This is a genomic window from Micromonospora sp. CPM1, assembly GCF_023896895.1.
GTDB classification, from domain to species: Bacteria; Actinomycetota; Actinomycetes; order Mycobacteriales; family Micromonosporaceae; genus Micromonospora; species Micromonospora tulbaghiae.
This window is the reverse complement of the sequence record NZ_JAMHIU010000037.1, coordinates 1-24,646: the sequence shown is the minus strand read 5'-3', so window position 1 is coordinate 24,646 and position 24,646 is coordinate 1. Positions and strand designations below refer to the sequence as shown.

Genomic DNA, 24,646 nt, shown 5'->3' with positions numbered 1-24,646 from the left:
GTGTACGGGAAGGGGCCCGTCCTGTCGCGTTTCGCATAGGACGGGCCCCTTCTTAACCGCTGCTCAGCTTGTTACCGTGCCGATCATGCGTGCTGCCTTCGCCTCGGCCTTCGACGCCGACAACCCGCTCGCCGCCCTCGCCGTCGGCGACCGTCCCGAGCCGACCCACCCGCAGGACGACTGGGTCACCGTGCGGGTCCGGGCCAGCTCGCTCAACCACCACGACCTCTGGTCGCTGCGCGGCGTGGGCCTGACCGCCGACCAGCTCCCGATGATCCTGGGCTGCGACGCGGTCGGCACCGACCCGGACGGCAACGAGGTGGTCATCTACCCGGTGGTGCCCACCCCCGGCGACCCGCGCGGGGTCTCCATCCTCTCCGAGCACTACCAGGGCACGTTCGCCGAGCTTGTCGCCGTACCCCGGATGAACCTGCTGCCGCTGCCCGACGGCCTGTCGGCCACCGACGCGGCGTGCCTGCCCACGGCCTGGCTCACCGCCTGGCGGATGCTGACCACCAAGGGCCGGGTCGCCGACGGCGAGTCGGTGCTGGTCCAGGGCGCCGGCGGCGGCGTGGCCACCGCGGCCGTCGCGCTCGGCGTCGCGCTCGGCAAGCGGGTGTACGCGACCAGCCGCGACGCCGCCAAGCGGGAGCGGATCGCCGAGCTGGGCGCGACCGCGCTGGAGCCCGGCGCGCGGCTGCCGGAGCGGGTCGACGTGGTGATCGAGACGGTCGGTGCGGCCACCTTCGACCACTCGCTGAAGTCGGCCGCCCCGCTGGCCCGGATCGTGGTCTCCGGCGCCACCGCCGGGCACGAGCCCAAGGTCAACCTGCGGCGGGTCTTCGCCATGCAGCTGGAGATCCTCGGCACCTCGATGGGCACCCCGGACGAGCTGACCGAGCTGCTCGCGTTCTGCGCCGAGCACGAGGTGCGCCCGGTGGTCGACCGGGTGGTGCCGTTCAGCGAGATCTCCGAGGCGTTCGCCCGGCTGCACTCCGGTGAGGTCTTCGGCAAGGTGGTCGTCGACCACACCGCCTGACGTCTCAGAGCCGGTCGTCCAGGGTGGCCAGGCCGCCCCGGGCGGCGTCGGCCGGGAGGCGCTTCTTCGCCGCCGGGTCGCCGTAGAGCGTCCAGCGGAGGAACTCGACAGTGGTGTCGGCGACCACGCCCAGCGCCTTGCCGTCGCCGAGCAGCGCCCGGCCGTGGTCGCCCTTGGGCAGGCTGAGCATCGCCTTCGGCCACGGCACCGCGTCGTACACGGCCTTGCCGGCGGCGTACGACACCACCTCGTCGGCCTCGCCGTGCACGAACAACTGCGGCGCGGCGGCGCCGGCGAACGCGGTGCCCACACCGAGCGCGGTGCCGGCGAAGACGATGCCCGCGTCCAGCCGCTCGTCCCGGCCGGCGGTGAACAACCCGATCGTGGTCACACCGCCGGCGCTGTGCCCGGTCGCGGCCACCCGCTCCGGGTCCAGCCGGCCGCGCAGCGGATCGCCCGCCTTCTCGCCCAGCGCGAGCACCTGCGTCAGCACGTACGACACGTCGGCCGGCTGGTTGAGCACGTCCAGCGGGTTGCCGTCGGTGCCCCGGGAGGTGTGCGGGAAACGCGGCGCGGCGACCACGAAACCGGCCGCCGCCCAGCGGGTCAGCAGCGCCTGGTAGTCCTCCGGCCGCGCGCTCAGGCCGTGGCTGAACAGCACCACCGGGAACCGCCCGTCGGCCGCCGCGGCGGAACGCTCGACCGCGCCACCGGCCGAGCCCGCCGCCGGGTACCAGAGCGTCACCGGCAACGGCCGCTCGCCGTCGCGGTTCAGCTTCACCTGGCGTACGCCGACCGCGAAGCTCTCCGTGGGGGCCTTGCCCGCCGGTACGCGCGGAGCGGGTGTGGTGGTGGTCGGTGGGACGTCGGGTGCGGGCCGCCCGGCCGGGGCGGTGGGCTGCTCCGAGCAGCCGGTGAGGGCAGCGCCGAGCACGGCGGCGGTGAGCAGGGCGGCGGGACGACGGCGCATGAACTCGATTGTGCCTCGCGATTCCGGCCACCAGGCCCGGTCAGCGCGCCGGGTGACCACCCGCTGACGCCCGGAGACGGGCCAGGTCGTCCGCGTCCTTGGCCCGGCGCGGGCGCTCCGGCATCCAGACCGGGAACATCTCCTTGAACTCGATCTGCGCGGCGACGCTGATCACAGGTGCCGCGAGCGTGCCGACCCGGCCGGGCGGCCCGGCGAGCATGCCGTCCGGCAGGAGCGTGCCCGCCCACGGTCCGGCGCCGACGACCACCTGGCCGTCCGCGTCCCGGTCGAGGTACGCGAAGCTCAGCTCGACGTCGTCGCGCAGCAGGTCGAGCTGTGTCGTGGCGGGCATCCGGGGGTCGGGGCGCCAGCCGAGCGCGCCGAGCCGGTCCGCCAGCGTGTCGGCGTCGCGCCGCCAGCAGTACCAGTCGACGTCGACGTGCGGCCGGGTCACTTCACCGAGGTGGAAGTCCATCGCCCACCCTCCGCGCAGCCAAACGTCCACTCCGCAGGCGTCGCACACGTCGACGACCTCGCGGATCGCCCCCAGCTGCCGCCCCTCCAGCCCGTCCACCCCGGCACGCTACCCACCCCGCCCAGCCCTCGCCGCCCGCCCCGTTGTCCCGTCGATCATGAAGTTGACGGCGACAAACCGGACAGCGAACGCCGTCAACTTCATGATCGACGGGACAACGGGGCGGGCGGGAGGCGGGAGCGCGGTGCGTCAGGTAGGGAGGGCGCGGGTGGTGAAGGTGGTGGTGGCCGGCGCTGTGGCGTCGGTGGGGAGGCGGCGCAGGGCGGCGCGGTCGGCGTAGAGCGTCCAGCGCAGGAAGTCGGTGGTGGTGGCGAGCACCTGGGCGAAGCCGGGTCGTCCGGGCGTCAGGTACTCCCCGTGGCCCTGACCGGTGAGGCTCAGGAAGGCGGCCGGCCCGAGACAGCGGGCGTACGCGGCCCGGCCGATCGACTCGGGCACGATCCGGTCCGCGCTCCCGTGCACGAACAGCATCGGCGCGAGCGGCCGGGGGAGTCCGGCGACCATCCGGCCACCGGCGATCACGATTCCGGCCCGTACCGGGAACGGCTGCCCGGAGGCGAACATGCCGAGCGTGGTGTGACCGCCGGCCGAGTGACCGGCGGCGGCGAACCGATCCACTGCCATGTGCGCGCCGAGCGGATCCCCGGGGCGGGCGCCCAGCCGGACCAGGTGACGGATCAGTCGCCAGGCGTGGCCCGGCTGGTTGCGGACGTCCTCGCGGGTGAAGGCGCGGGCGCGCTGGTTCGTACGCGGATAGGTGGGCGCGACCACCACGAAGCCGGCGGCGGCCCAGCGGCTGGTCAGCGCCGCGTGCAGGGCGGGCAGGCTGCGCAGCCCGTGGCTGTAGAGCACCACCGGGAACCGTCCGGCGGCGAACGGCGCTCCCGGCCGCACACGCGGTCCGGGGCTCGCCGGTGTGGCGCGTCCGGAAGGAGCCGCGACGACGGACGGCAGGGCCGAAGCGCGCGGCCCGCGCGGGCCCGGCAGGACCGGCGCGTGATCGGCACCTGCCGAGCCAGGGCCGGCCGAAAGAGGACCGGCCGAAGGAGGGCCGGCCGAGCCAGGGCCGGCCGAGCCAGGGTCGGCCGAGCCGGAACCAGTCGGGCCAGGGCCGGCCGTGTGCGGCCGTGCGGGAGACGGTGGTTGCGCCGGGTACCAGACGGTGACCGGCAGCGGTCGCCTGCCGTCCGGGTCGAGCGTGAACTGCCGCATCCCGACCGCGTACTGGTGCGTCGGCGCGGGCCCGACCGCGGCCGGCACCGGATCGGACGTGGCCACGGCCGGGCCGCAACCGGCCAGCAGCGCCGTCATCAGCGCGGCGACCAGCCGCTGCCCCCTCACACCTGCACGGTAGGCAGCCGAGCGGTCGGCCCGCGCCCGCCGTCCGGGCCGGTCGGTGCCGCCACCCGGGCGGCTCCCGCCTCCACCGGGTGGCCGGGTTTGCCCGATCCCACCATCCGGATCCGCAGGTGGCGGCCCGGCGGGACATTCCGCTCCGGGCGGCTTCGCTAGGGTCAGCCGCATGGCTGAGAACTACACCGACCCGAGTGGCAACACCGCGCAGTTCCGCGCATTCGTCGATTCTCCCGAGCCGGCCGCGTCGGCGTCGGCGCCGTCGCGCGCGCCGCTGATCGCCGGCGTGGCCGTCGCCGCCGTGGTGGTGGTCGCCCTGGTCGCCTGGATCGCCCTGGGCTGACCGGGGTTGATCCCGGCCGGCCGGGTCCGCGCGAAGAGGCCGGGCGCACGCGGTCAGACGCCCAGCACCTCGCGGGTCTCGCGGGCGATCTCCCGCTCCTCGTCGGTGCCGACCACCAGCACCGCCACCTCCGCGCCGTCCGGGGAGACGACCCGGTCGCCGTGGCCGTCGTTGCGCGCCGGGTCGACAGTGACGCCCAGCCGCTCCAGCCCGGCCAGCGACGCCGCCCGCACCGGAGCGGCGTGCTCGCCGACCCCGGCGGTGAACGCGATCGCGTCGACCCGGCCGAGCAGCGCGTAGTACGCGCCCACGTAGCCGGTGATCCGCCGGCAGTAGACGTCGAACGCGAGCGTCGCGTCCGGGTCACCGGCGTCGCGGCGGGCCAGCACCTCCCGCATGTCGTTGACCCCGGTCAGCCCGAGCAGGCCGCTGCGGTGGTTGAGCAGGTCGTCGATGTCGTCCACGACCATGCCGCCCTCGCGGCGCAGGTGGAAGATGACTGTCGGGTCGAGGTCGCCGCTGCGGGTGCCCATCACCAGGCCCTCCAGCGGGGACATGCCCATCGAGGTGGCCACGCTGCGCCCGCCCTGGACGGCACACGCGCTCGCCCCGTTGCCCAGGTGCAGGGTGATCGTGTTCAGCTCGTCGTACGGGCGGTCGAGCAGGTCGGCGACGCGACGCGAGACGTACGCGTGCGAGGTGCCGTGGAAGCCGTAGCGGCGGACGCCGTAGCGCTCGGCGGTGGCCTTGTCGATCGCGTACGTGGCGGCGGCCTCGGGCAGCGTGTGGTGGAACGCGGTGTCGAAGACCGCCACCTGCGGCGTGTCCGGCAGCGCCTCCCGGGCCACCCGGATGCCGGCCAGGTTGGCCGGGTTGTGCAGCGGCGCCAGCGGCACCAGATCCTCGATCGCGGCGACGACCGCGTCGTCGATGCGTACCGGCGCGCTGAACTTCCGCCCGCCGTGCACCACCCGGTGGCCGACTCCGGCGAGGCCGCTCAGGTCGAGCCGGCCGATGATCTCCCGGACCGCGCTCTCGTGGTCGGCCGGCCCGCCGCCGGGCTCGCCGATCCGCTCGACGGTGCCCTTGTCCAGGACGTCGTCGCCGTCGTACAGCCGGTACTTGACCGACGAGGATCCGCTGTTGAGGACCAGGATGCGGCTCATTCCGACGCCTCCGCGGCGGCCTGGATGGCGGTGATCGCCACCGTGTTGACGATGTCCGGCACGGTGGCGCCCCGGGAGAGGTCGTTCACCGGCCGGTTCAGGCCCTGCATGACCGGCCCGACCGCCACCGCCCCGGCCGAGCGCTGCACCGCCTTGTACGTGTTGTTGCCCGTGTTCAGGTCCGGGAAGATGAAGACCGTCGCCCGCCCGGCGACCGGGCTGTCCGGCAGCTTCGTGGCCGCGACCTGCGGGTCGATCGCCGCGTCGTACTGGATCGGGCCCTCGACCAGCAGGTCCGGCCGGCGTTCCCGGACCAGCTTGGTGGCCGCCGCGACCTTCTCCACGTCGGCGCCGGCGCCGGAGCTGCCGGTGGAGTACGACAGCATCGCCACCCGCGGCTCGATGCCGAACCGGGCCGCCGTGTCGGCCGACGAGATGGCGATGTCGGCGAGCTGGTCGGCGTCCGGGTCGGGGTTGACGGCGCAGTCGCCGTACACCAGCACCCGGTCGGCGAGCAGCATGAAGAAGACGCTGGAGGCGACCGAGACGCCCGGCACGGTCCGGATGATCTCGAAGGCGGGCCGGATGGTGGCGGCTGTGGTGTGGGTGGCGCCGGAGACCATGCCGTCGGCGTGACCGGTCTGCACCATCATCGTGCCGAAGTAGTTGGGCTGCGCCACGATGTCGTGCGCCAGCTCGACGGTCACGCCGCGGTGGGCGCGCAACTGCGCGTACGCCTGCGCGAACTCGTCCCGCCACGGGCTGGTCACCGGGTCGACGACCTGGGCGTCACCGAGGTCGACGCCCAGTTCCCGGGTCCGCCGGGCGATCTCGTCCGGGCGGCCGAGCAGGGTGATCTCGGCGACGCCCCGGCGCAGCAGCACCTCGGTCGCGCGCAGGATGCGCTCGTCCGCGCCCTCGGGCAGCACCAGCCGGCGGCGCCGGGCGCGGGCCCGGTCGATCAGGTCGTTCTCGAACATCAGCGGGGTCACCCGCGCGGACCGGCTGACCCGCAGCCGGCGGGCCAGGTCGTCGGTGTCCACGCAGCGCTCGAACGCGCCGAGCGCGGCCTCGACCTTGCGCGGGTTGGCGGTGCTGGGGCGGCCCTCGATCCGGCTGGACGCGGCCACCGTGTCGTAGCTGTCGCTCGGTACCGACAGCACGGGCAGCCCGGTGTTCATCCGCTCGACCAGGCGCATCGCGCGCGGGTCGGGCTGCTCGCCGAGCGTGAGGACCAGCCCGGCCAGCGACACCTGCCCGGCCACGTGTGCGGCGCCGGCCGCGACCAGCAGGTCGGCCCGGTCGCCCGGGGTGATCACCAGCGCCCCGTCGGTGAGGTGGTCCAGCAGCGTCGGCACGTGCGCCGCGCCCACCACGTAGTCGAGCACGTCGCGGTCGAGCGCGGTCTCGTCACCGGTGAGCACGGTGCCGCGCAGCGCCGCCGCCACCTCGGCCACCGTCGGCGCCGACACGGTCGGCACCTCCGGGATCGCGTACGCGGGCACCGGCAGTTCGGGCAGCGTCATCGGCTCCGGCACGCGGTTGGCCAGCGCCGCGATCACAGTCGCGCCGAGGTCCACCAGATCGTGGTACGCGCCGCGCAGCGCCGCCGCGATCGCGTCGGGCTGCTGCCCGAACCCGTCCACCACCGGCACCACGACGCTGCCGAACTCGGTCGCCAGCCGGGCGTTGAAGGCCAGTTCACGGGGGCCGGTGCCGTCGCCGTAGGCGAAGTCGCTGCCGACCACCACTATCGCCGGGCAGCGGCGCTCGACCTCCCGGTAGCGGGTGACGATCCGGGAGATCAGCTCCTCCCGGCGGCCGTCCGCGACGAGCGCGCTCGCCTCGGCGTACGTGGCGCCGTACAGCTCGTCGACCGGCAGGTCCATCCGGTAGCGCTCGGTGAGCAGGGCCAGGATGGGGTCGGTGCCGTCACCGGCGACGAGCGGCCGGAACGCGCCTATCCGTTCCACCTGCCGGGACAACAGCTCGGCCAGCCCGAGCGCCACCGTCGATTTTCCGCCGCCCGAGCCAACGCCGGTCAGGTACACGCTGCGCGCCACGGCACCCAACCTACAAGATCGAGGTGAGTGCTGCCCGTTCTGCCTGGTCACACCGGCTAGCCAGGGGAGAAGGCGGGATTTTTTCGCATCTACACTTGGCCGCGTGGAAGGCCCGACAGCACTGATTCCCGTCGTACCGGAATCGCCCCCCGTCTTCGTCGACCCGAGCGGGCGGCGACGTCGGCGGCTTCGCCGTCTCGCCTACTGCGCCGGCGCGGCCGGTGTGATCTACACGGTCATGGTCGGAGCCAGCTTCGCCGGCGGTCCGATCACCCCCGACACCGTCATCCCGTTTGTCGAGCCGACCTCCGAGCAGCGGCTGCCCTCGCCGAACCCGCCCGCGTCCCCGGCCCCCGCGGCCACCCGTGCCACGCCGGGCACGCCCACCGACGTCAGCACTGCCGGGACGCGGGCGCCGGCCACCTCCGCCACGCCCGGCAGCGCGGTCCCACCCAGCCCCCGGTATCAACGCCCGACCCGGCCCGCCCCGACCGCGCCCCGGACCACCCGGGCGCCGGCCCCCACCGCGCCGCCCACCGCCCCCACCGACGCGGTGCCGCCGCCCGCTGTCGACCCGCCGTCCGTCGTCGACCCGCCCGCCGACCCCGCCGCGCCGGCCGCCCCCGCCGATGAGTGACGAGGCACCCGCCCGACCGTCGAACCGCGACCAGCCCACCGTCCCGCTGGATTCCCGCCGCGTGCACGCCCTCCGGCGGGACCGGGCCGGGCGGCAGCCGGACGACTCCACCGTCGTCCTGGACGTCCGGCAGATCCCCGGCGCGCGCCGGTCCCGCGGCCGGCGTCTCCTGCCCCGGCCGAGCTGGGCCCTGGTCTCCATGGTCGTGGTCGTCCTGGCCGGTCTGCTGATCGTCGAGGCGTACACCAACGCCGCGTTCGTGCCCGACAACCGGGTGGCGCCCGGCAGCCAGCGGGAGGTCCCCAGCTCGGTGATCGGGGGCGGCCCGATCGTCAACGTCGGCGCGGAGGGCCGCACCCAGTCGCACCGCCTGCCGCCGCGCACCGTCGCGCTCACCTTCGACGACGGGCCCGACCCGCGGTGGACGCCGGAAGTGCTGCGCGTCCTGGACAAGTACCAGGTGAAGGCCACCTTCTTCGTCATCGGCTCACAGGTCGTCCGCAACCCGGAGGTGACCCGCCGGCTGGTGGCCGAGGGACACGAGCTGGGCGTGCACACGTTCACCCACCCCGACCTCGCCGCGCTGCCGGAGTGGCGGCGGGAGCTGGAGTACGCGCAGACGCAGCTCGCCATCGCCAGCACCACGGGCGTCCGGCCGTCGCTGCTGCGCTTCCCGTACTCGTCCCGCGCCGACGCGTACACCGACCGGGACTGGCCGATGCTGCGGCAGGCGGGCGAGCTGGGCTACCTCACCGTCGTCAACGACGTCGACAGCCGGGACTGGGAGCTGCCGTCGGTCGAGGCGATGGTCGCGAACGCCACGCCGGACGGGACGGCCGGCACGATCGCGCTCTGGCACGACGCGGGCGGTGACCGGTCCGGCACCGTGGCCGCGCTGGACCGGTACATCCCGGCGATGCTGGAACGCGGGTACCGCTTCACCACCGTCAGCGAAGGGCTCAACCAGACGTTCGCGGCCGCCGGCGTGTCCGGCCCGGTGGGCGGGCACACGGCGGCCTCGCTCGACGAGCGGTTGCGGGGCCACGTCCTGGTCGGCGCGGTACGCGTCGCCGACGGCATGTTCGGGGTGCTCGGCGTCTTCTTCGTGCTCGTCGGCGTGCTCACGATCGGCCGGACCCTGCTGCTGTTCGTCCTGGCCCCACGGCACGCGCGCCGCCGCCGGCGCCGCGACTGGTCCTGGGGCCCGCCGGTCACCGAACCGGTCTCGGTGATCGTGCCCGCGTACAACGAGCGGGAGGGCATCGCCGCGGCGGTCCGCTCGCTGGCCCTGGGCGACCACCCCGGCGGCATCGAGGTGGTGGTGGTCGACGACGGTTCGACCGACGGCACCGCCGACATCGTGGCGGCACTGGGGCTGCCGAACGTCCGGGTCGTGCGCAAGCCCAACGGCGGCAAGCCGAGCGCGCTCAACACGGGCGTGGCGTTGGCCCGGCACGACCTGATCGTCATGGTCGACGGCGACACGATCTTCGAGCCGGACTCGGTCCGCCGGCTGGTCCAGCCGTTCGCGGACTCCCGGGTCGGCGTGGTCGCCGGCAACGTCAAGGTCGGCAACCGCCGCGGCCTGATCGCCAAGTGGCAGCACATCGAGTACGTGATCGGCTTCAACCTCGACCGCCGCCTCTACGAGACGCTGCGCTGCATGCCCACCGTCCCGGGCGCGATCGGCGCGTTCCGGCGTCAGGCGCTGGAGCAGGTGGGCGGCCTGACCGACGACACGCTGGCCGAGGACACCGACGTCACCATCGCCATCGGCCGCGCCGGCTGGCACATCGTGTACGAGGAGAGCGCACGCGCCTGGACCGAGGCGCCGACCACCATCGGCCAGTTGTGGAAGCAGCGGTACCGGTGGAGCTACGGCACCATGCAGGCGATGTGGAAGCACCGGCGCTCGGTGATCGACAGCGGTCCGTCGGGCCGGTTCGGGCGGCGGTGCCTGTCGTTCCTGACGCTGTTCGGCGTGCTGCTGCCGCTGGCCGCACCGGTGATCGACCTGCTCGCGATCTACGGGCTGATCTTCCTGGACCGCAGCGACACGGTGGTGGCCTGGCTGGCGATGCTCGCGCTCCAGATCCTCACCGCGGTGCTGGCCTTCCGGCTGGACCGGGAGAAGCTCGGCGTGCTCTGGGTGCTGCCGTTGCAGCAGTTCGTCTACCGCCAGGTGATGTACCTGGTGCTGCTCCAGGCGGTCGGCACCGCGCTGACCGGCGGCCGGCTGGGCTGGCAGAAGCTGCGGCGTACCGGAGATCTCCAGGTGCTCGGGCGGGGCGCGACCGGCTGAGGCCCGCCGCGCGGCGGCCGGTCACGCCGCCCCGGGCGGCGTGCGTCAGTCGTCGTCCGGGTCGTCGAGGCGGGCCAGCCACGTGGCGAACCGCTCGATCGGGGTCTCGAACTCCGGGTTCAGGTCGATGAAGTCACGCAGCCGCTCGCCCAGCCACTCCATGCTGACCTGCTCGTCGCCACGGCGCTCGACCAGCTCCTCGATGCCACGGTCGGTGAAGTACACGGTGTTCCTCTCGTCGTCGTACGGCAGCGGCCCGCCCCGGGTCGGGACGGGCCGCTGCCGGTGGTGTCACGGGCGGGGGAGAGCCGCCTCGATCAGCGCGTTCTGCTCGACCTCGTGCATCTTCGCCGAGCCGACCGCCGGAGCGGCGGCGGCGGGGCGGGAGATGCGGCGCAGCCGCACCTCGGGCAGGTGCTCCAGCAGGTTGAGCGCGACGAACGACCAGGCGCCCTGGTTGGCCGGCTCCTCCTGGACCCAGGCGAAGTCCTCGGCGTTCGGGTACTGCGCCAGCGCGGCCCGGACCTCCTCGACGGGCAGCGGGTAGAGCTGCTCCATCCGGAGGATCGCGGTGTCGGTGACGCCCCGCTCCTGCCGGGCCTGGAACAGGTCGTAGTAGACCTTGCCCGAGCAGAGCAGCACCCGCTTGACCTGCTCCGGCGCCGGAGCCGCGGTGTCGGCCAGCACAGGCTGGAACGTCCCGGTGGTGAAGTCCTCCACCGGCGACACGCAGAGCTTGTGCCGCAGCAGCGACTTCGGCGTGAACACCACCAGCGGCTTGCGCTTGGGCGACAGGGCCTGGCGGCGCAGCAGGTGGAAGTAGTTCGCCGGGGTGGTCGGGATGGCCACCCGCATGTTGTCCTCGGCGCAGAGCTGGAGGAACCGCTCCGGGCGGCCGGAGGTGTGGTCCGGGCCCTGGCCCTCGTGGCCGTGCGGCAGCAGCAGGGTCACCGCGGAGCGCTGACCCCACTTCACCTCGCCGGAGGAGATGAACTCGTCGATCACCGACTGGGCGCCGTTGACGAAGTCACCGAACTGGGCCTCCCAGGCCACCAGCGCGTTGATGTTCTCCACCGAGTAGCCGTACTCGAAGCCCATGGCCGCGTACTCGGAGAGCAGCGAGTCGTGGACGAAGAAGCGCGACCGCTCGCCGTCGGCGGTGAGCGACTTCAGCGGCAGGTAGTCCTCGCCGGTCTTGGCGTCGACCACCGAGGCGTGCCGCTGGACGAACGTGCCGCGACGCGAGTCCTGCCCGGCGAGCCGGACGGTGACGCCGTCGTGCAGCAGCGTGCCGAACGCGATGATCTCGGCGAAGCCCCAGTCGATGCCGCCCTCGACGGACATCTTGCGGCGCCGCTCCAGCAGCTGCTGGATCCGCTTGTGCGGGGTGAAGCCCTCCGGCAGGTTGACGTGCGCCTCGCCGATCGCCTTGACCACGGCGGCGTCGGTGGCGGTGTCGACCTGCGGCTCCGGCTCGTCCTCCCGCGCCGGGCGGCTGAGCTGACGCGGGGTGGTCGCGGCGTCCCGGGTGGCCTTGAAGACCCGCTCCAGCTGCGACTGGTAGTCGCGCAGCAGCTCCTCCGCGTCCTCCACGGTGATGTCGCCGCGCCCGATCAGCTCCTCGGTGTAGAGCTTCCGGACCGACCGCTTCGAGTCGATGATCTTGTACATCTGCGGGTTGGACATCGACGGGTCGTCGCCCTCGTTGTGCCCGCGCCGGCGGTAGCAGACCATGTCGATCACGACGTCCTTGTTGAACGCCTGCCGGTACTCGAACGCGAGCCGGGCCACCCGGACCACGGCCTCCGGGTCGTCGCCGTTCACGTGGAAGATCGGCGCCTGGATCATCCGGGCCACGTCGGTGCTGTAGAGGCTGGACCGGCTGTACTCCGGGGCGGTGGTGAAGCCGACCTGGTTGTTGACGACCACGTGCACGGTACCGCCGGTGCGGTAGCCGCGCAGCTGGGAGAGGTTGAGCGTCTCGGCGACCACGCCCTGGCCGGCGAAGGCGGCGTCACCGTGCACCGCCAGCGGCAGCACGGTGTAGCCCTCCAGCTTGAGGTCGATCCGGTCCTGCTTGGCCCGGACTATTCCCTCCAGCACCGGGTCGACGGCCTCCAGGTGCGACGGGTTCGCCACCACCGACACCTTGACCGCGTGCTCGCCGTCCGGGGTGGTGAACTTGCCGTTCTGGCCGAGGTGGTACTTCACGTCGCCCGAACCCTGCGTGGACCGCGGGTCGAGGTGCCCCTCGAACTCGGAGAAGATCTTCTCGTACGGCTTGCCGACGATGTTCGCCAGCACGTTGAGCCGGCCGCGGTGGGCCATGCCGATGACGACCTCGTCCAGCCCGGCCTCGGCCGAGCACTCCAGCACCTCGCCGAGCAGCGGGATCAGCGACTCGCCGCCCTCCAGCGAGAAGCGCTTCTGGCCGACGTACTTGGTCTGCAGGAACGTCTCGAACGCCTCGGCGGCGTTGAGCCGGTTCAGCACGTGCTTCTGCTCGTCGGAGCTGGGCTTCTCGTACTTGCGCTCGACCCGCTCCTGGATCCAGCGCCGCTCCTCCGGGTCCTGGATGTGCATGTACTCGATGCCGACCCGGCGGCAGTACGAGTCGCGCAGCACGCCGAGGATCGAGCGCAGCTTCATCCGCTGCTGACCGGCGAAGCCGTTGACCGGGAAGACGCGGTCGAGGTCCCACAGCGTGAGCCCGTGCTGGAGCACGTCCAGGTCCGGGTGCTTGCGGATCTTGAACTCCAGCGGGTCGGTGTCGGCCATCAGGTGGCCGCGGACCCGGTACGCGTGGATCAGCTCGTGCACCCGCGCGGTCTTGTTGATCTGGCCCTCGCTGTCGACGGCCACGTCGCGCATCCAGCGCACCGGCTCGTAGGGGATCCGCAGCGAGGTGAAGATGCCGTCGTAGAAGCCGCGCTCGCCGAGCAGCAGCTCGTGCATGACCTTCAGGAACTCGCCGGACTGCGCGCCCTGGATGATCCGGTGGTCGTACGTGCTGGTCAGCGTGATGACCTTGCTGACCGCGTTCTCGGCCAGCGTGGCCTCGCTCATGCCCTGGTAGGGGGCCGGGTATTCCATCGCGCCGACGCCGATGATGGCGCTCTGCCCCTGCATCAGGCGCGGGATGGAGTGCACGGTGCCGATGCCGCCCGGGTTGGTCAGCGAGATCGTGGTGCCGGAGTAGTCCTCCATGGTCAGCTCGTTGCGGCGGGCGCGCCGGACCACGTCCTCGTACGCCTGCCAGAACTGCCGGAAGTCCATCTGCTCGCAGCCCTTGATGGACGGCACCACCAGGTTGCGCGAGCCGTCCGGCTTGACCAGGTCGATCGCGATGCCCAGGTTGACGTGCTCCGGGCGGACCATCGCCGGCTTGCCGTCGACCTCGGCGAAGGAGTTGTTCATCTCCGGGTGTTCGACGACCGCGCGGACGAGCGCGTACCCGATCAGGTGGGTGAAGCTGACCTTGCCACCGCGACCGCGGGTCAGGTGGTTGTTGATCACGATGCGGTTGTCGACGAGCAGCTTGGCCGGGACGGCGCGCACGCTGGTGGCGGTCGGGACCGACAGCGACGCGTCCATGTTCTGCACGATCTTGGCGGCGACGCCGCGCAACGGCGTGGTGCCCGCGGCGCTCGCGGTCGGCGCCTTGGCGGCCGGCTTGGCCGGGGCGGACTTCTTGGCCGGCTCAGGGGCCTTCGCCGCCGGCTTGGCGGCGGGCTTGGCCGGGGCGGGCGCGGCCTTGGGGGCGGCCTTCGGCTCCGCCTTGGCGGGCTGCTCCTTGACCGTGGCCACTGCTTCCTGCTGCTCGGCCGGCTCCGGCTTCGCGGCCGGCTTGGCCTGCCCGTCCGGGCGCGGCGTGGCGGCGCCCGGGGCCGGCCGGTAGTCGGCGAAGAAGTCGTGCCAGGCCGAATCGACGCTCGAGGGGTCGGCGAGGTAGCGCTGGTACATCTCCTCGACGATCCACTCGTTCGGGCCGAAACCCGCCAGTGGGTTCTCCTGCGAAGTCTGCTGGGTCGACACGGCCGCTAATCGCCTCTTTCACGCGGTTGTGAATGTCACGGTGGCCCCCGGTGACCCCCGGTTGCCGACGCTGGGTAAACCGATGCCAAGGCTACGCCGTGCGCTGCGCGCAGGCATTCTCGCCTCCGGCTGGTGGTCCGTTTCACAGAAGATGCCAGAAGTTCGGCAAACGCTGCGTGATCCGCCGACTCCTGCTAGACGAGCAGGACCCCGGCCGACGACGTCCGTCATCGACCGGGGTCCGCCCCGACCACGAGGTCAGGAGATGTCGCGCTTGCGGATCGTGGCCACGCCGATCGCGCCGGCCACCACCGCGTATCCGATCAGCACGAGGGCGCCGGCCCACTGCGGCGGGTTGCCCGGGATGTCCGTGTCGCCGCCCACCATGAGCCCGGAGGCCAGCGACGGGACCAGCAGCTGGAGCTTGTTGATCCAGTCGCCGTACCGCGCCGCGAGGAGGCTGAGGACGATGACCGCGCCGATCGCGCCGCCCAGGTAGAACAGGATGCCGGTCACCGTGGCGCCGATCTGGCTGCGGATCAGCACGCCGAGCCCGACGCCGAGCACCGACCAGAGCAGGTAGGCCAGGCCGTTGAGCGCGATCGCCCGCCAGACGGCGCCGCTGCCGAGCTGCGAGCCGACGTCCACCGAGTTGAGGATCAGCGGCGAGATGATCAGGTTCAGCACGGTGGTGACGAGCCAGAACAGCAGCGCCAGCACGCCGGCCGCGGCCAGCTTGGCCAGCATCACCGCGGTGCGGTGCGGCGCCGTGAGGAACGTGGTGGTCACCGTCTGGTGGAAGAACTCGCTGGTCACCACCACGATGCCCAGCAGCAGCACGATGAGCAGCCCGAAGAACTGGCCGTTGGTGTAGAGGTTGGCGGCCAGGTTGTCGGCGGCCGAGATGGCCTGCAACTGGTCGGACTGGTCGGCCGGCACCTCGCCGAAGTCCCCGCCGGCCAGCGCGTCGGTCTGCAACCAGTTGAAGAACAGCGTGAGCGCCCACAGCGCCAGGCTGATCAGCCCGAAGATCCACCAGGTGCTGGTGGTACGGATCTTGAGCAGTTCGGATCGGACCAGCGTCATCGGATCTCCGCCTTTCCGGCCGTCAGCTCCAGGAAGACCCCTTCGAGGTCGGGGCGCTCGGTGGTCAGCTCGTGCAGCTCGACCTTGGCGGCCAGCGCGACCCGGCCCACGGTCGGCGCGTCCACGCCGGTCACCAGCAGCGCGCCGTGCGGGTCGGTGTCGACGGTGGCCGACTGCTCGCGCAGCGCCGCGGCCAGTTCGTCGGCCTGCGGGGTACGCACCCGTACCTGCACGTCGTGCGTCATCGAAGCCATCACCTGGTCGACCGGACCCTGCCGGACCAGCTTGCCGGCCGCGATGATCACCACGTCGTCGGCGAGCAGCTGCATCTCGGAGAGCAGGTGGCTGGAGACCAGCACCGTACGCCCCTCGGCGGCCAGCCCCTTGAGGAAGCCGCGCATCCAGCGGATGCCCTCCGGGTCCAGGCCGTTGGCCGGCTCGTCCAGGATCAGCACCTGCGGGTTGCCGAGCATCGCGGCCGCGATGCCGAGCCGCTGCTTCATGCCGAGCGAGTAGCCCTTGAACTTGCGCTTCGCCGCGGGCGAGAGCCCGACCAGGGCGAGCGCCTCGTCGGCGCGCTCCTTCGGCAGGCCCGCCGCCGCGCAGATCACCCGCAGGTGGTTGATGCCGGTGCGGCCCTTGTGCGCGCTGGACGCCTCCAGCACCGCCCCGACAGTACGCAGCGGGTCGGTCAGGTCGGCGTACCGGCTGCCGCCGATGGTGGCCGTGCCGGCGCTCGGCGTCACCAGGTTCAGCAGCATGCGCAGCGTGGTCGTCTTACCGGCGCCGTTGGGGCCGAGGAAGCCGGTGACCCGGCCCGGCTCGACCGTGAACGACAGGTTGTCCACCGCGCGGACGGTCTTGTATTGCTTGGTCAGGCCGGACACGATGATCTGGCCGGTCCCGGCACTGGGGCGTGGCTGCCCGTCGGACATCATTCTCCTCTCCTGCCCCGGCGGGCTCGACGCGCGCCGGTGGGGGGCGCCGTTGCGGGGGCGCCCCGCAACAGCCTTCCAACCCGGCGCAAGGGGGTCAATCAGGCGGGACGCGTACGCGCCGTCCTCCTCAGGGAGGAGATCAGGCCGTCGGCAGCGCCACCCAGGTGGCCCGGGCGCGGCCGAGCAGCGCGCCGTCCGAACCGTACAGGCTGGTGTGCACCTCGGCCTTGCGTCCCTCGCCGCCGACGGCGAGGCCGGTCACCACGCACTCGTCGCCGGGCCGTGGCAGCGCCGTGACCTGCGCGGCGATCCGCCCCAGCACGTACGGCCGGCCGGGCGCCAGCACCGCCCAGCCGCCCGGGCAGTCCAGCGCCGCCCACACCGTCGCGGGCACCACAGCGGCCGGCGCGCGGAACGGCGCGGCGGTCCGCCCGTCCGGCAGCCGCCCCGGGAAGATCCGCAGCCCGTCCGGGTTCGCCGGGCCGCAGACGTAGCAGCGGGGGAACGGGTGGTCGACCAGACCGGGGTACGCCCGCGCGGCCTCGGCTGCCGTCGCCGGGTCCACCGGCGGCACCACCGCGTCGACCGGCTCGACCCGGCGTACCTGGGCGACCAGGTGGCCGTCCGGGTCGCGTACCTCGCCGTCGGCTGCGGTCAGCGGGGTGTCCAGCGGCGGCGGCCGGCGCAACGTGACCTCCACCGGGCCCCGGTCGTCGATCAGCGCGGCGAAGATCCCGGCGCTCCAGCCGCCGTTGCCGGAGCCGTCCGGTCCCTGGAAGCGGGCCTCGACCAGCATGTGCACCTCCGGGTCCACCGCCGCCGGCGCCGTCGCGGGCGGTCCGCCCGGCAGCCTCGCACACGCCGCTCGCGCCCCGGCCGTCCCGGTTCGCACACCACCGCCGGCCGTCGTTCACCGGATCGACACCCCTCGTCCCGTCCGGTGGCAACCCGGGGCACCTACACAGGAGTCATGGCTGTCCTGCACGCCGCTGGCGCACCGCTCACGACCAGCGGTTACACCCTGCTGATCGCCGACGACCCGGCACTGGTCGCGGCCGCGCAACGCCTGCGCCACGAGGTGTTCGCCGGCGAACTCGGCGCCACCGTGCCGACCGCCGCGACCGGACTCGACACCGACGAGTTCGACGCGTACTGCGACCACCTGGTGGTGCTGCGCGAGGGCACCGGCGAGGTCGTCGGCACGTACCGGCTGCTGCCGCCCGGCCGCACCGACCGCCGGTACGCCGACGCCGAGTTCGACCTGGGCCCGCTGGCCCCGCTCCGCGACGACCTGGTCGAGGCGGGCCGCTCCTGCGTCCACCCGGACCACCGCACCGGCGCCGTGATCAACCTCATGTGGGCCGGGATCTGCCGCTACCTGCACCTGCGCGGCGTCCGCTGGCTCGGTGGCTGCGCCTCGGTGCCGGTCGCCGACGGCGGGACCGCCGCCGCGCAGGTGTGGGCCGAGGTCACCGCCCGGCACCTCGCCCCGCCGCTGCTGCGGGTCACCCCGCGCCGGCCCTGGTTCGCCGAGGCGCCGGCCGCCGACCTCGCCGCGCTCACCCCGGCGCAACGCCGGGCGCTCGTGCCGCCGCTGCTGCGCGGCTACCTGCGGCTCGGCGCCTGGGTGGCCGGCGAGCCCGCGTACGACAGGGACTTCGGCTGCGCCGACTTCTACGTGTTGTTCTCACTGGACCGGATGAACCCGCGCTACCTGCGGCACTTCCTCGGCGAGGCCGGGTCGTGACCGCCGTCGCCGTTCCCGGGGTCGGCGCGGGCCTGGGCGCCGGTGTCGACGGGGCGGGTCTGTGGCGGCCCGCCTCGGGCTGCGGGCCGGACTGCCTGCCGCCGCCCGCCGCCCCGGACGTGTCGCGGCTGCGCCGGGCGGGACGGCTGCTCGGCGTACTCGGCGTGCTGCTGGCCGGAACGGGTCTGGCCGTCCTGCTGCCGCTGCTGCCCGCCGCCCGGGGCCGGGCCGCGTTACGCGGCTGGGCGCTGTGGACGCTGCGTACCCTCGGGGTCCGGCTGGTGGTCCGCGGGCGGGCGCCGCGCGGGCGCGCGCTGCTGGTCGCCAACCACGTCTCCTGGCTGGACGTCCTGGCGGTGCTCGCCGTGTCGCCGGCCCGGATGCTGGCGAAACGCGAGGTCCGGCGCTGGCCGCTGGTGGGCGCCCTGGCCGTCGCGGCGGGCACCGTCTTCGTGGACCGGTCCCGGCCGCGTGACCTGCCGGCCACCGTCGCGCGGGTGGCCGGCGTGCTGCGGTCCGGGCGGTCGGTGGCGGTGTTCCCTGAGGGTACGACCTGGTGCGGCGCCGCCACGGACTGTCGCCCGAGCGGCGGCTTCCGCCCGGCGATGTTCGAGGCGGCCGTGGCGGCGGGCGCTCCGGTGGTGCCGTTGCGCATCGGCTACCGGTACGCGGGCGATCCGAGCACGCTGCCCGCCTTCCTCGGCGAGGAGACGCTCTGGGCATCGGTACGCCGGGTGCTCGCCGCCCGGGGCCTGACCGTGTCGGTGACGCTGAGTGCCGCGCTGCACCCGGGCGAGGGCGCGGACCGCAGGTCGCTGGCCCGGATCGCGGAGGCCGCGATCCATCCGTCCCCTCGACCACCGCTCGCGACACGGCTCGACCTGGCGGCTTGACCCGCGGGACGGCAGGGACACGACACAGTCGCGATAGTATCTTGTTCAGTCGCGATGTATCGCGTTATGCTCCTCGCAACACCTGGCGCGCTGTGGAGCGGCACGCCGACGAGGGGAGCGTGTCATGGCCAGTTGGACGGTCGACAACCCGCAGCGAATCACGCTGGACGAGCCGATCACCCGGCTCGACGCCGAGCTGATCAGCGGCCGGCTGAACGTGGTCGGCGCCGACGGGCCGGCCCGGGTCGACGTGACCCGGATCAGCAGCCGGCCGCTCCTCGTCGAGGTACGCGACGGGCGGCTGACGATCCGGCACAAGCGCAAGCCCGGCCTGCTCGGCATCTTCTCCTGGTTCGGCAACCGGATCCGGGCCGAGGTGTCGGTAGCCGTTCCGCCGGACGTGCTCGCCACCCTGTCGGTGGTCAGCGGCGCGCTCGTCGCCTCCGGGCTGCGCCGGGAGACCCGGGTCGACGTCACCTCCGGGCAGGTCACACTGCGCGGGCTGCGGGGGCGCACCAGCGCCAAGGTCATCTCCGGGCCGGTCGAGGCGCTCGGCATCGGCGGCGACCTGGACCTGGAGACGGTCTCCGGTGAGCTGATCCTGGCCGACAGCGCGCCCGAGCGGGTCCGCGCCCACGCCGTCTCCGGCTCGATCACCTGCGACCTGGACAACCCGCGCGGCAGCGAGATCCGGCTCAGCGCCATCTCCGGCAGCATCACCGTGCGGGTCCGCGAGGACAGCGACCTCACCGTGCACCTGCACACCACCTCCGGCAAGATCACCAGCGGCTTCCCGCAGGTGGACAGCGGTGGGCGCGGCCTCGGCTCGATCAAGGACAGCCACGGCGTGCTCGGTGGGGGTGCGGGTAGGCTCTGGGCCTCCGCGACCTCCGGCAGCATCGCGCTGCTCGCCCGCCCGGTCGCGCCCGCCGACCATGTGGAGGACGTGCCGTGACCGCCGTGTTCAGCCACGGCCGGCTCCGCCTCTACCTGCTGAAGCTGCTCGACGACGGCCCGAAGCACGGCTACGAGCTGATCCGTCTGCTGGAGGAGCGCTTCCTCGGCCTGTACGCGCCCAGCGCCGGCACCATCTACCCGCGCCTGCAACGGCTGGAGGCGGAAGGGCTGGTCACGCACACCGCCGCGGGCGGGCGCAAGGTCTACGACATCACCGAGGCGGGCCGCGCCGAACTGCGCCAGCGCGCCGACGAGCTGTCGACGCTGGAGAGCGACATCGGCGCCGCCGTCGAGGATCTCTCCGCGCTGGCCGGGGAGATCCGCACCGAGGTACGCGGCTCGGTGCGCGACCTGAAGCGGGAGCTGCGCGAGGTGGCCCGGCAGACCCGGCAGGGCGGCTGGACGGCGTCCGCCGGCGCCCGGCCGGCGGACGACGGGGGATCGCCCCGCCCGGACGACTCGCCGCTGCTCGCCGACTTCGACCAGCGGCTGGCCGCGTTCACCGTCGAGGTCGGGGCGCTGGTCCGGGCCCGGCGGCTCAGCGACAACCAGCTCCGTACCGCGATCCGGCTGCTCGACGGCGCGCTGGAGGGGCTGCGGCGGCTGCTCCGCTGATCTCACAGGTTGTTTCCAGCCGGCACCCAGCGCGACCGCAGCCGGAGCGCGGATGATGGGTGCCATGGCGGCTACCCAGACCGAGGCCCGGCTTCTCGTCGTCGAGGACGATCCCAACATCCTCGAACTGCTCTCCGCGAGCCTGCGCTTCGCGGGCTTCGACGTGGCCACCGCGACCAGCGGCAGCGCTGCCCTGAACGCCGCCAAGGACCACCGGCCCGATCTGGTGGTGCTCGACGTGATGCTGCCCGACCTGGACGGCTTCGAGGTCATCCGGATGCTGCGCGAGGGCGGAACCCGTACCCCGGTGGTCTTCCTGACCGCGCGCGACGCCACCGACGACAAGATCCGCGGGCTGACCCTGGGCGGCGACGACTACGTCACCAAGCCGTTCAGCCTGGAGGAGCTGACCGCGCGGATCCGGGCCGTGCTGCGGCGTACCGCGACCGGCGAGCAGGCACCGTCCCGCCTCACCTTCGCCGACCTGGAGCTGGACGAGGAGACGCACGAGGTGCACCGGGCCGGCCAGCGGGTGCAGCTGTCGCCGACCGAGTTCAAGCTGCTGCGCTACCTGATGCTCAACGCCAACCGGGTGCTCAGCAAGGCGCAGATCCTCGACCACGTCTGGAACTACGACTTCCGCGGTGACGACAACATCGTCGAGTCCTACATCTCCTACCTGCGGCGCAAGGTCGACAACACCCAGCCCCGGCTGATCCACACGCTCAGGGGAGTGGGTTACGTGCTCCGCAAGCCGGCGGCGTGAACGTCGTCGACGACGCGAAGGGCAGGCTGCGCAGCGTCCCGCTCCGGCTGAAGCTCGTCGCCGCCGTCCTCGCGCTCGTGGCCGTGGCGCTCGTCGTGATCAGCGGCCTGACGGCGTTCCTGCTGCGCAACTACCTGATCGGGCAGGCGGACGACCAGCTTCGCGGCGGCGCGTACACGGTGGCCAACACGCTCGACAAGCCCCAAGGCGACCAGATCAAGATCACCATTCCGTCGGACTACGTGGCGTCCCTGATTGCGCCGAGGTCGCTGCCGGAGGGGCCGTACCGCTACGAGGGCCTGCGCGACGAGGAACTGCCGCGGTTCCCAGCCGACTACGCCGGATACCGGGAGCGGGTGGGTGACCCGTTCACCGTGCGCTCCGAGGACGGCCGGAGCCGGTGGCGGATGCTCTACGCAGACCTGCCCGACGGACGGATCATCGCGTTCGGGCAGCACCTCACCGGCGTCGACTCCGCGGTCGGGCGGCTGGTGTGGATAGACCTCCTGGTCGGGGGCGCGGTGCTGATCTCGCTGGCGTCCGTCGGCGCCGGCATCGTCCGTACCAGCCTGAAGCCGCTGGTGGAGATAGAGCGGACGGCGGCGGCCATCGCCGGGGGTGACCTGACCCGGCGCGTGCCCGACCCGGAGGAGGGGCGGTCGTGCCCGACCTCCGAGCTGGGCCGCCTGTCCCGGGCACTGAACGCCATGCTGGCGCAGATCGAGGCCGCGTTCACCGCGCGGGCCGCCTCCGAGGCGGCGGCGCGCAGCGCCGAGATGGGCGCGCGGGACGCGGCCGCGTACGCGCAGGCGTCGGAGGCGCGGGCCCGCCGGTCCGAGGAGCGGATGCGGCAGTTCATCGCCGACGCCTCGCACGAGCTGCGCACGCCGCTGACCACCATCCGGGGCTTCGCCGAGCTGTACCGGCAGGGCGCGGCCCGGGCGCCGGAGCAGACCGCCGACCTGCTGCGCCGCATCGAGGACGAGGCGTCCCGGATGGGTCTGCTGGTGGAGGACCTGCTGCTGCTGGCCCGGATGGACCGGGAACGGCCGATCGCGTTGAGCCCGGTCGAGCTGCCGGTGCTGGCGTCCGACGCGGTGGAGGCGGCCCGGGTGGTCGACCCGGACCGGCGGATCGAGCTGGAGCGGGAGCCGGGCGCCGGCCCGCTGGTGGTGCTCGGCGACGACGCGCGTCTGCGCCAGGTGATCGGCAACCTGATGACGAACGCGCTCACCCACACCCCGCCGGACGCCTCGGTGACGCTGCGGCTGCGGTCGGAGGCGGGCAACCTCGCCGTGGTGGAGGTGGCGGACACCGGTCCCGGGCTCACCCCGGAGCAGGCCGAGCGGGTCTTCGAGCGGTTCTACCGGGTGGACGCCGCGCGTACCCGCCGGGCCGGCGGGCCGATCAGCACCGGCCTCGGCCTGGCCATCGTGGCCGCGCTCGTCGCCGCGCACCACGGCACCGTCGAGGTGGCGGAGACGCCCGGTGGCGGGGCGACGTTCCGGGTGAAGCTGCCGCTGCTGCCCGAGGCGCCCGAGCCGGGCGAGTGACATTCAGAAAACTTCCAGGCTGATTCCAGGCTGGTGACAGTGCAACGGGGAAAGCTGGTGGCATGACCGAGCACGAGACCGATCCGCAGCGGTCGCCGGCCCCCGCCGACGCCGAGCCGTCGCACCACACCGCCGAGCTGCCCCGCGTCGAGAGCGGGACGTCGGACTCCTCCACCACCCCGGCCGCGGCGTCGGTTCCGGCCGACTCCCCGGCCGCCGGAACCAGCACGCCCGCCGGGCACACGAACCCGGCGGAGAGCGCCGGGAACACCGCGCCCGCCGGGCCGTACCCGCCGCAGCCGGCGACGCCGTCCGCGCCGCCGTACCCGGCCTCGGGGCAGCCGCAGCAGCCCCACCCCTGGTATGGGCAGCAGCACCAGCAGGGCGGCTGGAACCAGCAGGCCGCCACCGGCTACCCGGCCACGCAGCACGGTGGGCCGGTGCCGTCGTACCAGGCGCAGCCGTACCAGACGCAGCAGGGCTACCAGTCGTACCAGCCCGGGCAGCCGATGCCGCAGTGGGGCCCGCAGCAGCCGGCCCGCCCCAGCCGGGCCGGGAAGTTCGTCGGCGCGGGCGCGCTGGCACTGGTCCTGATGCTCGGCTCCGGCGCGGCCGGCGGCGCGCTCGCCCTCGCGCTCGACGAGGGCGGACCCACCCGCACCTACTCCGCCGCCCCGGTGATCAACAGCGCCGACCTGCCCAAGATCGCGGCCTCCGTCCAGGACAGCATCGTCACGATCATGACGAACAGCGGTGAGGGCTCCGGGGTGATCCTCAGCGCCGACGGGTTCGTGCTCACCAACAACCACGTCGTCGCCGGCGCCGGTGGCGACACCGTGCGGGTGGTCTTCGCCGACGGCAAGAGCGCCTCCGCGAAGATCGTCGGCACCGACCCGAAGACCGATCTCGCGGTGGTCCAGGCCAGCGGCGTGAGCGACCTGAAGGCGGCCAAGTTCGGCGACAGCGACGCCATGCAGGTCGGTGACCAGGTGCTCGCACTGGGCAGCCCGCTCGGCCTCCAGGGCTCGGTCACCGCCGGCATCCTCAGCGCCCGCGACCGCACCATCCAGGCGGGGGAGGGCGGCCAGCAGAACCCGCAGCAGGGCGCCAGCTCGATCTCCGGCCTGCTCCAGACCGACGCCCCGATCAACCCGGGCAACTCCGGCGGCGCGCTCGTCAACACCCGGGGCGAGGTGATCGGCATCAACACCGCCATCGCCACCGCCGGGCAGGGCAGCACCGGAAACATCGGCGTCGGCTTCGCCATCCCGAGCAACAAGGCCAAGGACGTGGCCGAGAAGCTCCAGCGCGGCGAGAAGATCAGCCACCCCTCGCTCGGGGTGAGCGTGAACGGCGCCGAGGACGGCGGGGCGCTGGTCGCCGCCGTCACGCCCGGCAGCCCCGCCGAGAAGGCCGGCCTCCAGCGCGGCGACGTGATCACCAAGTTCGGCGACAAGGTGATCAACGACTCGAACGACCTGGTCGGCGCCGTGCAGGCCGGCAAGGTCGGTGACCGGGTCGAGGTGCAGTACAAGCGGAACGGATCCACCGAGAACGCAACCGTGACGCTCGCCGAGACGTCATAGTCCCGAAGACCTGCCTCCCTCCCGGGCGGCGGGTGACGGAGCCAAGGGGGTTGGCTCCGTCA

At 73.2% G+C, this 24,646-nt stretch carries 21 protein-coding genes; 11 read left to right on the top strand and 10 right to left on the bottom strand.

Features of this window, described 5'->3' with window-relative positions; all coding sequences use genetic code 11:
* Positions 1–85 precede the first annotated feature (85 nt).
* The gene (locus M8C11_RS28345; protein ID WP_121686686.1) at positions 86–1,039 is read left to right on the top strand and encodes a zinc-binding dehydrogenase; all 954 of its coding nucleotides are present in this window, start codon (positions 86–88) and stop codon (positions 1,037–1,039) included.
* 4 nt (positions 1,040–1,043) lie between these two features.
* On the opposite strand, the gene M8C11_RS28340 is transcribed toward M8C11_RS28345, so the two are convergent.
* From M8C11_RS28340 to M8C11_RS28330, 3 genes are all read right to left on the bottom strand, one after another.
* Complete coding sequence (locus tag M8C11_RS28340; protein WP_252454420.1) at positions 1,044–2,009, bottom strand: chlorophyllase; 966 nt, start codon at positions 2,007–2,009, stop codon at positions 1,044–1,046.
* Between the two features lie 40 nt (positions 2,010–2,049).
* Positions 2,050–2,583 carry a nucleotidyltransferase domain-containing protein gene (locus M8C11_RS28335; RefSeq protein WP_252454418.1) on the bottom strand — a complete coding sequence of 178 codons (534 nt, stop codon included), beginning with the start codon at positions 2,581–2,583 and terminating at the stop codon, positions 2,050–2,052.
* A gap of 150 nt (positions 2,584–2,733) precedes the next feature.
* Positions 2,734–3,756, bottom strand: coding sequence for an alpha/beta hydrolase (locus tag M8C11_RS28330; RefSeq protein WP_256487627.1), 1,023 nt, complete (start codon positions 3,754–3,756; stop codon positions 2,734–2,736).
* A 310-nt stretch (positions 3,757–4,066) separates the two neighbouring features.
* Between M8C11_RS28330 and M8C11_RS28325 the strand changes: the two genes are divergently transcribed.
* On the top strand, positions 4,067–4,240 hold the full coding sequence (locus M8C11_RS28325) for a hypothetical protein (RefSeq protein WP_252454414.1): 174 nt from the start codon (positions 4,067–4,069) through the stop codon (positions 4,238–4,240).
* 53 nt (positions 4,241–4,293) lie between these two features.
* Here the strand turns inward: M8C11_RS28325 and M8C11_RS28320 are convergent, their stop codons facing one another.
* Complete coding sequence (locus M8C11_RS28320) at positions 4,294–5,406, bottom strand: acetate/propionate family kinase (RefSeq protein ID WP_120573295.1); 1,113 nt, start codon at positions 5,404–5,406, stop codon at positions 4,294–4,296.
* The gene (gene pta, locus M8C11_RS28315; protein ID WP_252454412.1) at positions 5,403–7,478 is read right to left on the bottom strand and encodes a phosphate acetyltransferase; all 2,076 of its coding nucleotides are present in this window, start codon (positions 7,476–7,478) and stop codon (positions 5,403–5,405) included. Before pta ends, M8C11_RS28320 begins: the two co-directional genes overlap by 4 nt.
* A 94-nt stretch (positions 7,479–7,572) precedes the next feature.
* Here pta and M8C11_RS28310 point away from each other — a divergent pair, with 94 nt between their 5' ends.
* Together M8C11_RS28310 and M8C11_RS28305 are read left to right on the top strand one after the other, a co-directional pair.
* Positions 7,573–8,106: a hypothetical protein gene (locus M8C11_RS28310; protein WP_252454410.1), complete on the top strand. Its 534-nt coding sequence runs from the start codon at positions 7,573–7,575 to the stop codon at positions 8,104–8,106.
* Positions 8,099–10,408: a bifunctional polysaccharide deacetylase/glycosyltransferase family 2 protein gene (locus M8C11_RS28305; RefSeq protein ID WP_252454408.1), complete on the top strand. Its 2,310-nt coding sequence runs from the start codon at positions 8,099–8,101 to the stop codon at positions 10,406–10,408. The genes M8C11_RS28310 and M8C11_RS28305 overlap by 8 nt, the downstream gene beginning before the upstream one ends.
* Positions 10,409–10,453: 45 nt before the next feature.
* On the opposite strand, the gene M8C11_RS28300 is transcribed toward M8C11_RS28305, so the two are convergent.
* The 5 genes from M8C11_RS28300 to M8C11_RS28280 form a co-directional block, all read right to left on the bottom strand.
* On the bottom strand, positions 10,454–10,633 hold the full coding sequence (locus M8C11_RS28300; RefSeq protein WP_013288341.1) for a DUF6104 family protein: 180 nt from the start codon (positions 10,631–10,633) through the stop codon (positions 10,454–10,456).
* 66 nt (positions 10,634–10,699) lie between these two features.
* Positions 10,700–14,443 carry a multifunctional oxoglutarate decarboxylase/oxoglutarate dehydrogenase thiamine pyrophosphate-binding subunit/dihydrolipoyllysine-residue succinyltransferase subunit gene (locus M8C11_RS28295; RefSeq protein ID WP_252454406.1) on the bottom strand — a complete coding sequence of 1,248 codons (3,744 nt, stop codon included), beginning with the start codon at positions 14,441–14,443 and terminating at the stop codon, positions 10,700–10,702.
* A 258-nt stretch (positions 14,444–14,701) separates the two neighbouring features.
* Positions 14,702–15,529 carry an ABC transporter permease gene (locus M8C11_RS28290; RefSeq protein ID WP_252454404.1) on the bottom strand — a complete coding sequence of 276 codons (828 nt, stop codon included), beginning with the start codon at positions 15,527–15,529 and terminating at the stop codon, positions 14,702–14,704.
* Positions 15,526–16,467 carry an ABC transporter ATP-binding protein gene (locus M8C11_RS28285; protein WP_374669294.1) on the bottom strand — a complete coding sequence of 314 codons (942 nt, stop codon included), beginning with the start codon at positions 16,465–16,467 and terminating at the stop codon, positions 15,526–15,528. The genes M8C11_RS28290 and M8C11_RS28285 overlap by 4 nt, the downstream gene beginning before the upstream one ends.
* A gap of 139 nt (positions 16,468–16,606) precedes the next feature.
* Positions 16,607–17,263, bottom strand: coding sequence for a hypothetical protein (locus M8C11_RS28280; RefSeq protein WP_252454402.1), 657 nt, complete (start codon positions 17,261–17,263; stop codon positions 16,607–16,609).
* A 174-nt stretch (positions 17,264–17,437) separates the two neighbouring features.
* Here M8C11_RS28280 and M8C11_RS28275 point away from each other — a divergent pair, with 174 nt between their 5' ends.
* From M8C11_RS28275 to M8C11_RS28245, 7 genes are all read left to right on the top strand, one after another.
* Complete coding sequence (locus tag M8C11_RS28275) at positions 17,438–18,214, top strand: GNAT family N-acetyltransferase (protein WP_121683543.1); 777 nt, start codon at positions 17,438–17,440, stop codon at positions 18,212–18,214.
* The gene (locus M8C11_RS28270; protein ID WP_374669291.1) at positions 18,211–19,107 is read left to right on the top strand and encodes a lysophospholipid acyltransferase family protein; all 897 of its coding nucleotides are present in this window, start codon (positions 18,211–18,213) and stop codon (positions 19,105–19,107) included. The genes M8C11_RS28275 and M8C11_RS28270 overlap by 4 nt, the downstream gene beginning before the upstream one ends.
* A gap of 124 nt (positions 19,108–19,231) precedes the next feature.
* Positions 19,232–20,062 (top strand): DUF4097 family beta strand repeat-containing protein, encoded by an 831-nt coding sequence (locus M8C11_RS28265; RefSeq protein WP_252454400.1) that lies wholly within the window; start codon positions 19,232–19,234, stop codon positions 20,060–20,062.
* Entirely contained in the window at positions 20,059–20,679 is a 621-nt protein-coding gene (locus M8C11_RS28260; protein WP_252454398.1) for a PadR family transcriptional regulator, read from the top strand. Before M8C11_RS28265 ends, M8C11_RS28260 begins: the two co-directional genes overlap by 4 nt.
* 64 nt (positions 20,680–20,743) lie before the next feature.
* Positions 20,744–21,445: a response regulator transcription factor gene (locus M8C11_RS28255; RefSeq protein WP_030271847.1), complete on the top strand. Its 702-nt coding sequence runs from the start codon at positions 20,744–20,746 to the stop codon at positions 21,443–21,445.
* Positions 21,442–22,998 carry a cell wall metabolism sensor histidine kinase WalK gene (locus tag M8C11_RS28250; RefSeq protein ID WP_252454396.1) on the top strand — a complete coding sequence of 519 codons (1,557 nt, stop codon included), beginning with the start codon at positions 21,442–21,444 and terminating at the stop codon, positions 22,996–22,998. The genes M8C11_RS28255 and M8C11_RS28250 overlap by 4 nt, the downstream gene beginning before the upstream one ends.
* Before the next feature lie 62 nt (positions 22,999–23,060).
* Complete coding sequence (locus tag M8C11_RS28245; RefSeq protein WP_252454394.1) at positions 23,061–24,584, top strand: S1C family serine protease; 1,524 nt, start codon at positions 23,061–23,063, stop codon at positions 24,582–24,584.
* The last annotated feature ends 62 nt before the right edge of the window (positions 24,585–24,646 follow it).